Consider the following 12,515-nt stretch of genomic DNA (forward strand, 5'->3'; position numbering starts at 1 on the left):
CCGCCCCCTGCGGCGGCGCGCAAGGAATCGGAATCACGAATGTCGCAACAAACCACCATCCGTAAGCTGGCCGCACTGGTGAACACGCCGGTCGAGAAACTGCTCGAACAGCTGTCCGAGGCGGGCATGCAGTTCAGCAACCCCGATCAGGTCGTGACCAGTGCCGAGAAGCTCAAGCTGCTCGGCTTCCTCAAGCGCGCCCATGGCAAGGGCGATGCCCCGGTCGAGGAAACCTCCGCGCCGAAGAAGATCACGCTCAGCCGCAGCCGCAAGCAGGAACTGACGGTCGGCGGCGGCAAGAACCGCCAGACGGTCGACGTGGTCGTGCGCAAGAAGGTCACGCTCAGTCGGCCTGCCGATGGCGGGGCGCCGGTCGATCCCGACAGCGAGCGCGCCGAGATCCTGCGCAAGCTCGAGGAATCGCGCCAGCGCAACCTCTCCGAGCAGCAGCGCCTGGCCGAGGAAGACAAGCGCCGTGCCGACGAGGCCGAGCAGCGCAAGCGCGAAGCCGAGGCCGAAGCCGAGCGGCTGCGCCAGGCTGCCGCGGCTGCGGCCGCCGCGCCGGACGTCGCCGAGGCCGCGACCGCCCGCAAGCCGGTCGGTGGCCACGCACATGCGCACAAGGCGCCGGCGGCGCCGCGCAGCGACGACCGCAACGCCAATGCCAAGAAGGGCAACCGCGGTTCGCACGCGATGGTGTCGGGCGTCGAGGACGACGACAGCACCGCGCGCTTCGCCGGACAGTTGCACCTGAGTGCGTCCGACCGGGCGCGCCGCAGCACCAGCACGCGCGGCCGGCCGACCCGTGGCCCGCAGCGCCGCGGCAGTGCGCCTGCGCGCAGCGGCGCCGGTCCGCACGGCTTCGAGCGTCCGACCGCACCGGTCGTGCGCGAAGTCGCGATCGGCGAGGCGATCACCGTGGCCGATCTCGCCCAGAAGCTGGCGATGAAGGGCGGCGACGTGGTCAAGGCGCTGTTCAAGATGGGCGTCATGGCGACGATCACCCAGTCGATCGATCACGACACCGCGGTGCTGGTGGTCGAGGAACTGGGCCACACCGCCGTGCGCGCCGATGCCGATGACGCCGAGAGCGAGCTGATCGCCCACGTCGGCGAGTCGCAGGGCGAGCTGGCCGCGCGTCCGCCGGTGGTCACGATCATGGGCCACGTCGACCATGGCAAGACCTCGCTGCTGGACTACATCCGGCGCACCAAGGTCGCCTCGGGCGAAGCCGGTGGCATCACCCAGCACATTGGCGCCTACCATGTCGAAACCGACAAGGGCGTCATCAGCTTCCTCGACACCCCGGGCCATGCGGCGTTTACCTCGATGCGCGCCCGCGGCGCCAAGCTCACCGACCTGGTGGTGCTGGTGGTCGCGGCCGACGACGGCGTCATGCCGCAGACGGTCGAGGCGGTGAAGCACGCGAAGGCGGCGAAGGTGCCGTTGATCGTGGCGATCAACAAGATCGACAAGTCCGATGCCGATCCGAACCGGGTCAAGAACGAGCTGCTCGAACACGAGGTCGTGGCCGAGGACTTCGGTGGCGACACGCAGATGGTCGAGCTGTCGGCCAAGACCGGTGACGGTGTCGACGACCTGCTCGATGCGATCTCGCTGCAGGCCGAGATCCTGGAGCTGCGCGCGGTCGCCGAAGGCCGTGCCAGCGGCACGGTCATCGAGTCCTCGCTCGACAAGGGCCGCGGCCCGGTGGCGACGGTGCTCGTGCAGCAGGGCCTGCTGGCCCGCGGCGACTACCTGGTCTGCGGCGTGCAGTACGGCCGCGTGCGTGCGCTGTTCGACGAGACCGGCACCCAGGTGCAGACCGCGGGGCCGTCGATCCCGGTGCAGGTGCTCGGCCTGTCGGGCGTGCCCGACGCCGGCGACGATTTCGTGGTCGTCGCCGATGAGCGCCTGGCCAAGGACGTCGCCCAGCAGCGCGAGGCAAAGCGCCGCGAGACGCGTCTTGTGCAGGCAGCGGGCAACCGCATGGAAGACATCATGGCGCAGATGGGCCAGGCCGAGCAGCAGCTGTCGCTCAACCTGGTCGTCAAGGCCGACGTGCAGGGCTCGGTGGAGGCGCTCAAGCAGGCCCTGACCGCGCTGTCGAACGATCAGATCCGCGTCAACATCATCGTCTCGGGCGTGGGCGGCATCACCGAGTCGGATGCCAACTCGGCCGCGGCGGCGAAGGCGACGATCATCGGCTTCAACGTCCGTGCCGACGCCTCGGCGCGCAAGGTCATCGAAGGCAACGGTCTGGACCTGCGCTACTTCTCGGTGATCTACGATGTGATCGACCAGGTCAAGCAGGTCGCGTCCGGCATCCTGGGCATGGAGATCCGCGAAGAGATCATCGGCATCGCCGAGGTCCGCGACGTCTTCCGCAGCTCCAAGTTCGGTGCCGTGGCCGGCTGCATGGTGGTGGAGGGCGTGGTCAAGCGCTCCAAGCCGATCCGTGTGCTGCGCGACAACACCGTGGTGTTCGAAGGCGAACTCGAATCGCTGCGCCGCTTCAAGGAGAACGTCGACGAGGTGCGCAACGGCACCGAGTGCGGCATCGGCGTGAAGGCCTACAACGACGTCAAGGCCGGCGACCAGATCGAGTGCTTCGAGCGCATCGAGGTGCAGCGGACGCTGTAAGCGTCCGCGACCGATCGGCGATGAGGGATTCGTGATCCGCGAACGCGGGTCACGGGTCCGCACTCCATCGCAGGATCGAGCAAGCTTTTCGCACCCCCCTGACGAATCACGAACTACGAATCACGTGCCGACCAAATCCTTCCACCGCACCGACCGCGTCTCCGCCCAGCTTCGCCGTGAACTCGGCACCCTGGTCCGCGAGGCCGTGTCCGAGCACGGCCTGCCGTCGGTGAGCGTGTCCGACGTCGAGGTCACGCGCGACATGGCTCACGCCAAGGTGTTCGTGACCGCGCTGCAGTCCGAGCGCGCGGCCGAGGCGCTGAAGGGGCTCAAGGCGGTCGCGCCCGAAATCCGCTTCCGTCTCGCGCGCGCGGTCAAGCTGCGCCACGTGCCCGAGCTGCATTTCCACTACGACGATTCGGTCGATCGTGGCGAGCGCATCGACCATTTGCTGCGCGATCTCGACGACGGCGGCGAGCGGGCCTGACCGCGATCGTCGTGAACCGGCGGCCCGGCGTTCGTCGGTGCCGCATGGTCGTCGTGGCTCGATACGAGGCCGCACGCAGGGCGTCGGACGCCCACGCTGCGGCCATGACGCCGCCCGTGTCCTGCGGGACGTCGCTCTTGTTTTCGTCCGCCGATATCCGATGAGCCGTCCCCAGTCCCGCCCGCGCACCAAGTTCCGCAAGCTCGACGGCATCCTGCTGCTCGACAAGCCGGGCGGCCTGAGCTCCAACCAGGCCCTGCAGCGCGTGCGCCATCTGTTCCGCGCCGAGAAGGGCGGCCACACCGGCAGCCTCGATCCGCTGGCGACCGGGCTGCTGCCGGTCTGTTTCGGCGAGGCGACCAAGATCGCCGGCGGGCTGCTGGGCGCCCGCAAGGCCTATACCACCGTCGCCCGGCTCGGCCAGGTCACCGATACCGACGATGCGGCCGGCCAACTGCTGCGCGAGCGGCCGGTGCCGCCGCTGGATCTGGCCACGATCGACGCCGCGCTGCGGCGCCTGACCGGTCGCATCGACCAGCGCCCGCCGATCTATTCGGCGCTCAAGCGCGGCGGCGAACCGCTGTACGCCAAGGCCCGCCGCGGTGAGGCCGTGGAGGTCGAGTCGCGGCCGGTCGATGTGCACGCCTTCGAACTGCAGTCGGCGGCCGACCTGCTCGACGGCGTGCTCGACCCAGGGGGGGCGCCGCAGTTGCGCCTGCACGTGGAGTGCGGCTCGGGCACCTATGTGCGCAGCCTGGTCCGCGACCTTGGCGAACTGCTGGGCTGCGGCGCGCACGTCGCGCAGTTGCGCCGGCTGTGGGTCGACCCGTTCCGCGATCCCAGGATGTGGACGCTCGACGAACTCCAGGCGCTCGCCGCGCGCGGCGAGCACCAGCTCGAGGCCTGCCTGTTGGACCTGGAGGCCGGGATGCTGGCCTGGCCGGCGGTCCACGTCGACGCCCGCCAGGCGGCCCGGCTGCAGAACGGGCAGTCGCTGCCCGGCCCGTTCGCGGCGACCGGCGAGGTCGCGGTCTTCGGACCGAACGCACGCGCCGAGGGGCTGGCACAGGTGCAGGGCGACGGCAGCCTGTGGCCGCGGCGCATGTTCCGGCGTGCGGGCGTGCCGGACTGAATAGGTCGCCTTGTTCGGGCAGGCCGCAGGCGATACAATCTTGGCCGCCTTTTTCCAGGCGAAATGCACTCTCCATCCACAGGCGGTCCGGGCGGTACGTGACGGTTGATCCGTCGCTGTCTCTGCGGGACGCGCGTCAAGAGCGAACACATGACCACGATCGACAACAGCAAGATCATCGAAGAACACAAGCGCGGCGACAACGACACCGGCTCGCCGGAGGTCCAGGTCGCCCTGCTGACCGCACGTATCGTGCACCTGACCGAGCACTTCAAGACGCACAAGAAGGACCACCACAGCCGCCGCGGCCTGCTGATGATGGTCAATCGCCGTCGCAGTCTGCTCGACTATCTGCACCGCAAGGATGCAGACCGCTACAAGGCGCTGATCGAGAAGCTCGGCCTGCGTCGCTGAACCCGTCTCCCCCCGCGGCGCAGAAATGCGCCGCGGTCGTTTTTTGGGCGCGTGCAGCGTCCGCCCGGTCGGGGCAAGGGTTCCGTCCGGTCCATCGCAAGAGTCATCAAGGGAATTCAACGTGGCAAAAGTGACAAAGAGCTTCCAGTTCGGTAACCAGACGGTGACGCTCGAAACCGGCGAGATCGCCCGCCAGGCCGGCGGTGCGGTCATGGTCTCGTGCGAAGGCACGCAGGTGCTGGTCACCGCGGTCGCCAACAAGACCGCGCGCGAAGGGCAGGATTTCTTCCCGCTGACCGTCGATTACCAGGAGAAGTTCTACGCAGGCGGCCGGATCCCGGGCGGCTTCTTCAAGCGCGAAGGTCGCGCGACCGAGAAGGAGACGCTGACTGCGCGCCTGATCGACCGTCCGATCCGCCCGCTGTTCCCCGAAGGGTTCCGCAACGAGGTTCAGGTCATCGCCACGGTGATGTCGCTCAACCCCGAGGTCGACGGCGACATCCTCGCCCTGATCGGCGCCTCGGCCGCCCTGTCGCTGTCGGGCGCGCCGTTCGACGGCCCGATCGGCGCGGCGAAGGTCGGCTACAAGAACGGCCAGTACCTGCTCAACCCCACGACCAGCGAGCTGGTCGATTCCGAGCTCGAGCTCGTCGTCGCCGGTACCGCCAAGGCGGTGCTGATGGTCGAGTCCGAAGCCAAGGAGCTGTCGGAAGACGTGATGCTTGGCGCGGTGGTGTTCGGTCACCAGCAGCAGCAGGTCGCGATCGCCGCGATCAACGAGCTCGTCGCCGAAGCCGGCAAGCCGAAGTGGGACTGGCAGGCTCCGGCCGCCGATGAAGGCCTGATCTCGACCCTGCGCACCGCCATCGGCGAGCAGCTCGCGGGCGCGTTCCAGGTGCGCGACAAGCTCGAGCGCAAGGACGCCATCTCCAAGCTCAAGAAGGCGATCCTCGAAACCATCGCGCCGCACGCCGAGGCCAATGCCTGGTCGCAGGGTGAGCTGTCGAAGGAGTTCGGCGAGCAGGAATACCAGACCATGCGCAACTCGGTCCTCAAGACCAAGAAGCGCATCGACGGCCGCAGCCCGGCGGACGTGCGTCCGATCAGCTCGAAGGTCAGCGTGCTGCCGCGCGTCCACGGCTCGGCGCTGTTCACCCGCGGCGAGACCCAGGCGATCGTCGCCGTCACGCTGGGCACCGCCCGCGATGGCCAGATCATCGATTCGGTCGCCGGCGAGTACAAGGAACACTTCCTGTTCCACTACAACTTCCCCCCCTACTCGGTGGGTGAGGCCGGCCGCATGATGGGCCCGAAGCGTCGTGAGATCGGCCACGGCCGCCTCGCCAAGCGCGGCGTGCTCGCGGTGATGCCGACGATGGAAGAGTTCCCGTACACGATCCGCGTCGTGTCGGAGATCACCGAGTCGAACGGCTCCTCGTCGATGGCCTCGGTCTGCGGTTCGTCGCTGGCGCTGATGGACGCCGGCGTGCCGGTCAAGGCGCCGGTCGCGGGTATCGCGATGGGCCTGATCAAGGAAGGCGACGACTTCGTCGTCCTGTCCGACATCCTGGGCGACGAGGATCACCTCGGCGACATGGACTTCAAGGTCGCCGGCACCACGAACGGCATCTCGGCGCTGCAGATGGACATCAAGATCCAGGGCATCACCGAGGAGATCATGAAGGTCGCGCTGGCACAGGCGAAGGAAGGCCGTCTGCACATCCTCAATGAGATGAGCAGCGCGCTGACCACCCCGCGTGCCGAGCTCAGCGAGTTCGCGCCGCGCCTGATCACGATGAAGATCCACCCCGACAAGATCCGCGAGGTCATCGGCAAGGGCGGTTCGGTCATCCAGGCGATCACCAAGGAGACCGGCACCCAGATCGACATCCAGGACGACGGCACGATCACGATCGCTTCGGTCAACGGCGCTGCCGGCCAGGCCGCGAAGTCGCGGATCGAGCAGATCACCTCCGACGTCGAGCCGGGCCGTATCTACGAGGGCAAGGTCGTCAAGCTGATGGACTTCGGTGCGTTCGTGACGATCTCCCCCGGCAAGGACGGTCTGGTCCACGTGTCGCAGATCTCCAACGAGCGCGTCGAGAAGGTCGGCGATGTGCTCAAGGAAGGCGACGTGGTCAAGGTCAAGGTGCTGGAAGTCGACAAGCAGGGCCGCATCCGCCTGTCGATGAAGGCCGTCGCCGAAGGCGAGGGCACGCCGGCCGAGTAAGGCCTGGCGTTACGAGACGAAGAAAAAGCGGGCCGAAAGGCCCGCTTTTTTTGGTTCTTTGCGAAGTTGCGGTCATCCTGCTTCTGCGCGCTCGATCGGGCGTTCGTCTCCGGAGAGCGCGTCGCGCCGGCCGGGGACTGCTCATCGGCTCGGTCAGCCATCCATGGCTGACTCGCCGCCGCGGGCCATCCCTGGCCCGCTATCGCAATCCCCGACCAGCACGACGCACTGAGTCCGAAGGCGTACGACTTCTTCCAGCGGACGCGAGGCGTCTACCGAAGTCGGGGTGTATTCGTCTGCTGCAGCGGACTGGCGGCCGGTGGCCGCGTCGAGCGCGCCATGGGTGAGCCCGCTCTGTTTGCGCGGCATGCCGCGCGAGCGGGCGAACGCCCGGCGTGCTGCGCCGGGCCGGACCGATCCGCGAAGCGGAGCGGGCGCGCGCCCGAGTCAAGGCAGGGTGAGCATGGATGGCATGCGCGGCACTGCCGCGCATCCATGCGAACGCCACGCGTGCTTCGCGTGGCTGGACCGCGAAGCGGCCTTGACCGAGGGGAAAACGGCTTCCGGCCGGCAGGCGGCTGCCCATCCGAAGTAGAACGCCCTGTGTCAACACTGCGTGCTCGTTTCGACGTGCGAGAAAGTGCGGGTGCGCCGCTCAGTCCTCGAGGCTGACGCCTGGCGGCACGGTGCCGGCGGTGTGCAGGCGCGGTGCGACCTCGGCCCACCAGTCGGCGTAGACCGCGCTGTCGAGATAGGACGCGAAGCCGACATCGTCCGGCATCGCGGCCGGATCGCAATCCAGCCGTCCCTGCGCGAGCAATGCGCATAGCGTGCGCAGCAGCGGAAGCTCCGGTAACGCCTGCTCCAGGAACAGGAACTGCCCCGCCTGGTTGACCTCGATGAAGTGCAGCGCGCCGCTGCGATCGACGACGAGGTCGACGCACCCCAGCGCGAGATCGAGCTTGCGATGCAGCGCGAGCAGACCGTCGTGCCAGAAGGCGGGGAGTGCGTAAGCGGACGTCTCCACCGCACCGGCGATCGAGGCCGAACGCCAGTCGACCACGTCATCGTGCGGCGCGTCGAGGCGCGCGGCGAACACGTGCGCGCCGATCACCGTCACCCGCAGGTCGCAGACCTTGTCGATCGCCTGCTGGTAGATCCCCGGACAGAGCTGCAGACTCGCGTCGGAGGCGAGCATCTGCGCATCGACGACGCGCGCGTAGGTGCTGAACAACCGACCGTCGGCATCCTGCCAACTGTGTGTCTGGAATGGTTTGTAGACGACCCGGCCGTGGCGCGCGAAAAACGCGCGAATGCGCGCCGGATCGCTGGATATCAGTGTGGCTGGGACCGGCAGGCCGAGTTGCGCGGCGGCCTGCAGTTGGACGAGTTTGTGCTCGGCGCGCAGGGCCGATGCCGGCGGATTGACCCACAGTGGCCCGGCCACGTCGCCGGCGATCGCATGCAGATTGCCGGCGAAGCGGCGCCACTCGTCGCCGACGAAACGCTGGTCGGGCTCGGCCACGCCCGGCAACTGCGACGGTGGCATCGGGCGTCGGAACCACACGCTGCGCGGCATGCCGTCAGGTCCCCAGCCGTCGACGGTCGGGGCGCCGTCGGACGCGATCTCCAGCGTCGGCGCGCCAGCGTGCCAGCCGGCGATCCAGCGCGGCGCAAGGCCCGTGCGACGCAGCCCCCAGGACGCGGCGGCGGCATGGATGTCGTGCGCGAGCGACGACACGATCAGAGGGGCGGTCATGGCGTTGGCGGCATCTGGAATGCAATGCGGCCGACCGTCGGGGACGGCCGGCCGCGCATGGCTCGCAGCGGGTCAGACGACGCCCGGGTCGCCCGGATCGTCGCCGTTGGGGCCGGTGGCGTGGGTGTGGTCGGGCTTGCCGCCGGCGACAGCGGCGACCTCGTCCTCGGTCAGCTCGCGGGCCGCGAGGCGTGCGATGGGGCGGACATGCTGCGCGTCTTGATGGCTCATGTTTCCTCCAGTGGCTTGTCCGGATCGAAAGGGGCCGGTCCGGTTCCGGCGTCTTCGATGCTAGTCGCCTGCAGGGACGATGCGGAACCCCGGATTCCGGACCTACGTCGTGTTTCCGGACTTTCGATGCCGACGGTCAGGTGCCGTTGGTGTCGTCCGCGCCGTCGTCTTCGACGACGCGCCCATTCACCAGCCGCACGACGCGATCGGCGCTGCGCACAGTCTCGGTGCGGTGCGCGATGATGATGCGGGTCGCATGCAGGTCGGCGATCAGCGCATTGACCGCGCGCTCGCGCGGCACGTCGAGATGGCTGGTGGCCTCGTCGAGCAGCAGCAGATCGGGCTGGCGATACACTGCACGGGCGATGATCACGCGCTGCTTCTGGCCGCCCGACAAGGCCGAGCCCATGTCGCCGACCAGCGATTCATAGCCCATCGGCATCGCGGCGATGTCGTCGTGAATCTGCGCGATCCGTGCGGCGTTCTCGATCCGGTCCAGCGTCGCATCGGGATCGAACACGCTGATGTTGTCGGCGATCGAGCCGGCGAACAGGACGTCGTCCTGCATCACCACGCCAAAGCGGGCGCGGTAGCGCGCCAGGCCCAGGTGCCGGATGTCGACGCCATCGATCAGGATGCGGCCCTCGCTGGGCGCCAGCAGGCCGAGGATCAGCTTGGCGAGGGTGGTCTTGCCTGAGCCCGAGGCGCCGGTGATCGCCACCGACTCGCCGGCGTTGATTCGCAGCGAGCAGTCGCGCAGCACCCAGGGGCCGCTCTCGTCGTAGCGGAACGACACGCCCTCGATCGTGAGCTCGGGCGCGGGGTCGGGGCCCGAATGCACAGCCTGGACATCGGCCTCGGGCGCGGCCAGCGCGACGTCGGCGATGCGTTCGCCGTGCATGCCCAGCAAGCGGAACTCGACCAACTTGTCGACCAGCGCCCCGCCGCGCATGGCCAGCAAGTCGGCGTAGGTGACGAAGACCACCATCATGCCGGCGGTGAACCGGCCATCGAGCACCAACAGCGCGCCCAGCCAGATCAGGCCCACGCGCATCAGGCCGAAGATCAGCTTGGAGAGCGCGCCGAAGGTCGCAGTCGTGCGCGCGATCGCGGCCTCGCGCGTGGCGACCTCCAGCGTCGCGTTGCGCAGCCGCGCCAGGCGCGCGGCCTCCAGGCCCGCGAGCTTGATGGTCTGGATGCCGCCGATCGACTCGATCATCTGGCTCTGCTGCCGCCCCAGGTGGACCAGTTGGGTCTCCTTGAGGTCGCGCAGGCGCCGGTAGGCAAGCCAGCGCAGCAGCGCGTACAGCGCGAAGGCCAGCAGCACCAGGGCGGTCAGCGGCCCGCTGTAGAACAGCAGCAGCGCGAACACCAGCAGCACGGTCAGCCCGTCGAGCACCGCCTCGACGAAGCTGCCGGTCAGGGTCTGCTGGACCGACTGCACCGACAGAAAACGCGACAGCACGCCGCCGACGCTGCGCTTCTCGAAGTAGTCCAGCGGCAACCGCAACAGGTGCGCGAACAGGTTGCCGATCCACTGCGCATTGAGCGAGGCGCCCAGGTCGGCCACCAGCCAGCCGCGCACCGCCGCGATCGTCGCCTGGAACGCGACCACGCCGAGGAAACCCAGCCCGATCAGCGTCAACAGGCTGGTATCGGCGGTGACCAGCACGCCGTCGATCGTCCACTGCAGGGCGAGGGGCAGCAGCAGCGTGAACAGTTCCAGCGACAGCGCCAGCAGCAGGATCTGCGTCGCCGCCGGGCCGATGCCGGAGATTCGGCCGAACAGCGCGCGCAGCGGCACTCGGGTACGGTCGGAGACCGGGGCGAAATCGGCGGCTGGCGTCAGTTCCAGCGCCACGCCGGTGAAGTGCCGGCCCAGTTCGGCCAGCGGCATCGTCACCGCGCCGCGTGCCGGATCGTGGATCAGCGCCTGGCCGCGCGACACGCGCACGAGCACGACGAAATGATTGAGGTCCCAGTGCAACACGCACGGCGCCTGGAGCGTGTGCAGATGCTCGGGTTCGGTGCGCAACGGGCGCGCTTCGAGACCGAGCTCGCGGGCGATCGCCATCAGCCGCGACAGGCTCGCGCCCTGGATCGGAATCGGAAACCGCCGGCGCATCGCCGCCAGGTCGAGATCGTGGCCGTGATGCACCGCGACCATCGCCAGGCAGGCCAGCCCGCATTCGGCGATCTCGTTCTGCTGCACGACGGGCACGCGTCGACGGGAAGACAGGGCCATCAGTCGGCTCGGGCGACGGTGGGGCGGGCGAAGCGATCGCCGAACAGGCGCTGGTACAGCCGTTGGCGTTCGAGAATCAAGTCGGCGTCGACCCCGATATCGGTGCGCAACGCGGCGTCGGCGCCTGGTACGTTCTGATGGTCGGGCCGCACCAGCACGCGGTACAGCGGCACGCTGGCGTCGGCGCCGGTGCGCGCATGTGGCGGTGCGGACTGTGCAGCACGGGCCACGCTGATCACCTCGCCCGGCTGCTGGCCGTAACGACGGTGCGGGAAGGCGTCGTAGCGCATCTTCACGCGCTGCCCCGGCGCCAGGTGCGCGACCGCCTGCGCGGGCACCCACAGTTCGGCGACGAAGCGCGCGTCATTGGGCACGATCGTCAGCAACGGCTCGCCCGCGGCCACCGGGCTGCCGGTCGACAACCCCGAGGTGCTGACCACGCCCGGGCGCTGGGCGCGCAGCCGGATCGTGCCGCGTGCGCGGTTCTCGGCATCGCCACGGTCCAGGTCGGCCAACGCCTGGGCCAGCGTGCCGCGCTCGTTGGCCTGGGACAGTGCCTGCTCGCGCAGGCTGCGACGTCCATCGGCGAGCCGGCGCTCGGCCTCCAGGCCCGCACGCCGGGCAGCGCCGAGCGCGGCGCGCGCTTCCAGGGCCTGGTTCTCGTACTGCTGGACCTGGACCTCGCTGACGATCCGCGCCTCGCGCAACGGCTGCAGCCGTGCGAACACATCGTCGGCATTGGCAGCCTGGCGCTCGCGCAGCGCGATCTCGTCGCGTGCCGAGCCGGCCTCGTCGACCAGCGTCGCCAGCCGCGCCTGCAGGTCGGCTTCGCGGGCCGGCTGCGCAACGTCGAAGGTCTGCAGCGCTGCGCGCAGGCGCGTGCGTTCGGCCTCCAGGCTCTCGGCCACCCGTGCCGACAGTGGCGCGCCGCCATCGGCGAGGTCGCGATCGACCGCGATGTCGAGCAAGGGATCTCCGGCTGCGACGATCGCGCCGTCGGTCACGTGGACGCGGACGACGACGCCGGCCTCGGGCGCCTGCACACGCTGCAGGCCTTCGGCGGGTTGCAGCGTGCCCGAGGCGCGCACCGTCCGGTGCAGGCTGCCGAACGCCAGCGTCGCGGCGATCACCAGCAGCGCAGCGCCACCGAGCGCGGCGAGCAGCCAGCCGCGGCGCGGCACCGGCAGGCTCACGGTGCCGAGCCAGGCCTCGCGGCGCGCGCGCAGCACCTCGTCGCGGAACAGCCCCGCGCTCATCGGGCGCAGGACTCGTGCTGGCGGGGCGGTGCGGCGGGCGGCATCCCCCGATGGTGCACGGGCGGCGCCGTGATCGCCAGCATGGCGGCGGTCGCACTGTCGCGATCGCCGCACGGCG

The 12,515-nt window shown here is 69.3% G+C and carries 9 protein-coding genes; 5 read left to right on the forward strand and 4 right to left on the reverse strand.

What is annotated here, in order from left to right:
• Window positions 1-39: 39 nt before the first annotated feature.
• The 5 genes from infB to pnp all read left to right on the forward strand — a co-directional run bounded on the left by infB (window position 40) and on the right by pnp (window position 6,906).
• On the forward strand, window positions 40-2,643 hold the full coding sequence (gene infB, locus ABE487_RS08955) for a translation initiation factor IF-2 (protein WP_346452082.1): 2,604 nt from the start codon (window positions 40-42) through the stop codon (window positions 2,641-2,643).
• Window positions 2,644-2,767: 124 nt separating this feature from the next.
• Complete coding sequence (gene rbfA / locus ABE487_RS08960; RefSeq protein ID WP_241945861.1) at window positions 2,768-3,130, forward strand: 30S ribosome-binding factor RbfA; 363 nt, start codon at window positions 2,768-2,770, stop codon at window positions 3,128-3,130.
• A 160-nt stretch (window positions 3,131-3,290) separates the two neighbouring features.
• Entirely contained in the window at window positions 3,291-4,262 is a 972-nt protein-coding gene (gene truB / locus ABE487_RS08965) for a tRNA pseudouridine(55) synthase TruB (protein WP_346442326.1), read from the forward strand.
• A gap of 150 nt (window positions 4,263-4,412) precedes the next feature.
• The gene (rpsO, locus tag ABE487_RS08970) at window positions 4,413-4,676 is read left to right on the forward strand and encodes a 30S ribosomal protein S15 (protein ID WP_183426485.1); all 264 of its coding nucleotides are present in this window, start codon (window positions 4,413-4,415) and stop codon (window positions 4,674-4,676) included.
• A gap of 121 nt (window positions 4,677-4,797) precedes the next feature.
• Window positions 4,798-6,906 (forward strand): polyribonucleotide nucleotidyltransferase, encoded by a 2,109-nt coding sequence (gene pnp, locus ABE487_RS08975; protein ID WP_346452081.1) that lies wholly within the window; start codon window positions 4,798-4,800, stop codon window positions 6,904-6,906.
• Window positions 6,907-7,561: 655 nt separating this feature from the next.
• Here pnp and ABE487_RS08980 read toward each other — a convergent pair.
• From ABE487_RS08980 to ABE487_RS08995, 4 genes are all read right to left on the reverse strand, one after another.
• The gene (locus ABE487_RS08980) at window positions 7,562-8,665 is read right to left on the reverse strand and encodes a hypothetical protein (RefSeq protein ID WP_346452080.1); all 1,104 of its coding nucleotides are present in this window, start codon (window positions 8,663-8,665) and stop codon (window positions 7,562-7,564) included.
• Between the two features lie 72 nt (window positions 8,666-8,737).
• A complete protein-coding gene (locus ABE487_RS08985; protein ID WP_183426482.1) occupies window positions 8,738-8,896 on the reverse strand; it encodes a hypothetical protein in 159 nt (52 codons plus the stop codon).
• A gap of 136 nt (window positions 8,897-9,032) precedes the next feature.
• Complete coding sequence (locus ABE487_RS08990; RefSeq protein ID WP_346452079.1) at window positions 9,033-11,141, reverse strand: peptidase domain-containing ABC transporter; 2,109 nt, start codon at window positions 11,139-11,141, stop codon at window positions 9,033-9,035.
• Complete coding sequence (locus tag ABE487_RS08995) at window positions 11,141-12,397, reverse strand: HlyD family efflux transporter periplasmic adaptor subunit (RefSeq protein WP_346452078.1); 1,257 nt, start codon at window positions 12,395-12,397, stop codon at window positions 11,141-11,143. Before ABE487_RS08995 ends, ABE487_RS08990 begins: the two co-directional genes overlap by 1 nt.
• Between the last annotated feature and the right edge of the window lie 118 nt (window positions 12,398-12,515).

Source organism: Luteimonas sp. TWI596, assembly GCF_039674105.1.
Taxonomy (GTDB): Bacteria; Pseudomonadota; Gammaproteobacteria; order Xanthomonadales; family Xanthomonadaceae; genus Luteimonas.

Coding starts and splice junctions, on each gene's coding strand:
- infB (WP_346452082.1), top strand. CDS start 40: ATGTCGCAACAAACCACCATCCGTAAGCTGGCCGCACTGGTGAACACG.
- truB (WP_346442326.1), top strand. CDS start 3,291: ATGAGCCGTCCCCAGTCCCGCCCGCGCACCAAGTTCCGCAAGCTCGAC.
- rpsO (WP_183426485.1), top strand. CDS start 4,413: ATGACCACGATCGACAACAGCAAGATCATCGAAGAACACAAGCGCGGC.
- ABE487_RS08980 (WP_346452080.1), bottom strand. CDS start 8,665: ATGACCGCCCCTCTGATCGTGTCGTCGCTCGCGCACGACATCCATGCC.
- ABE487_RS08985 (WP_183426482.1), bottom strand. CDS start 8,896: ATGAGCCATCAAGACGCGCAGCATGTCCGCCCCATCGCACGCCTCGCG.
- ABE487_RS08990 (WP_346452079.1), bottom strand. CDS start 11,141: ATGGCCCTGTCTTCCCGTCGACGCGTGCCCGTCGTGCAGCAGAACGAG.
- ABE487_RS08995 (WP_346452078.1), bottom strand. CDS start 12,397: ATGAGCGCGGGGCTGTTCCGCGACGAGGTGCTGCGCGCGCGCCGCGAG.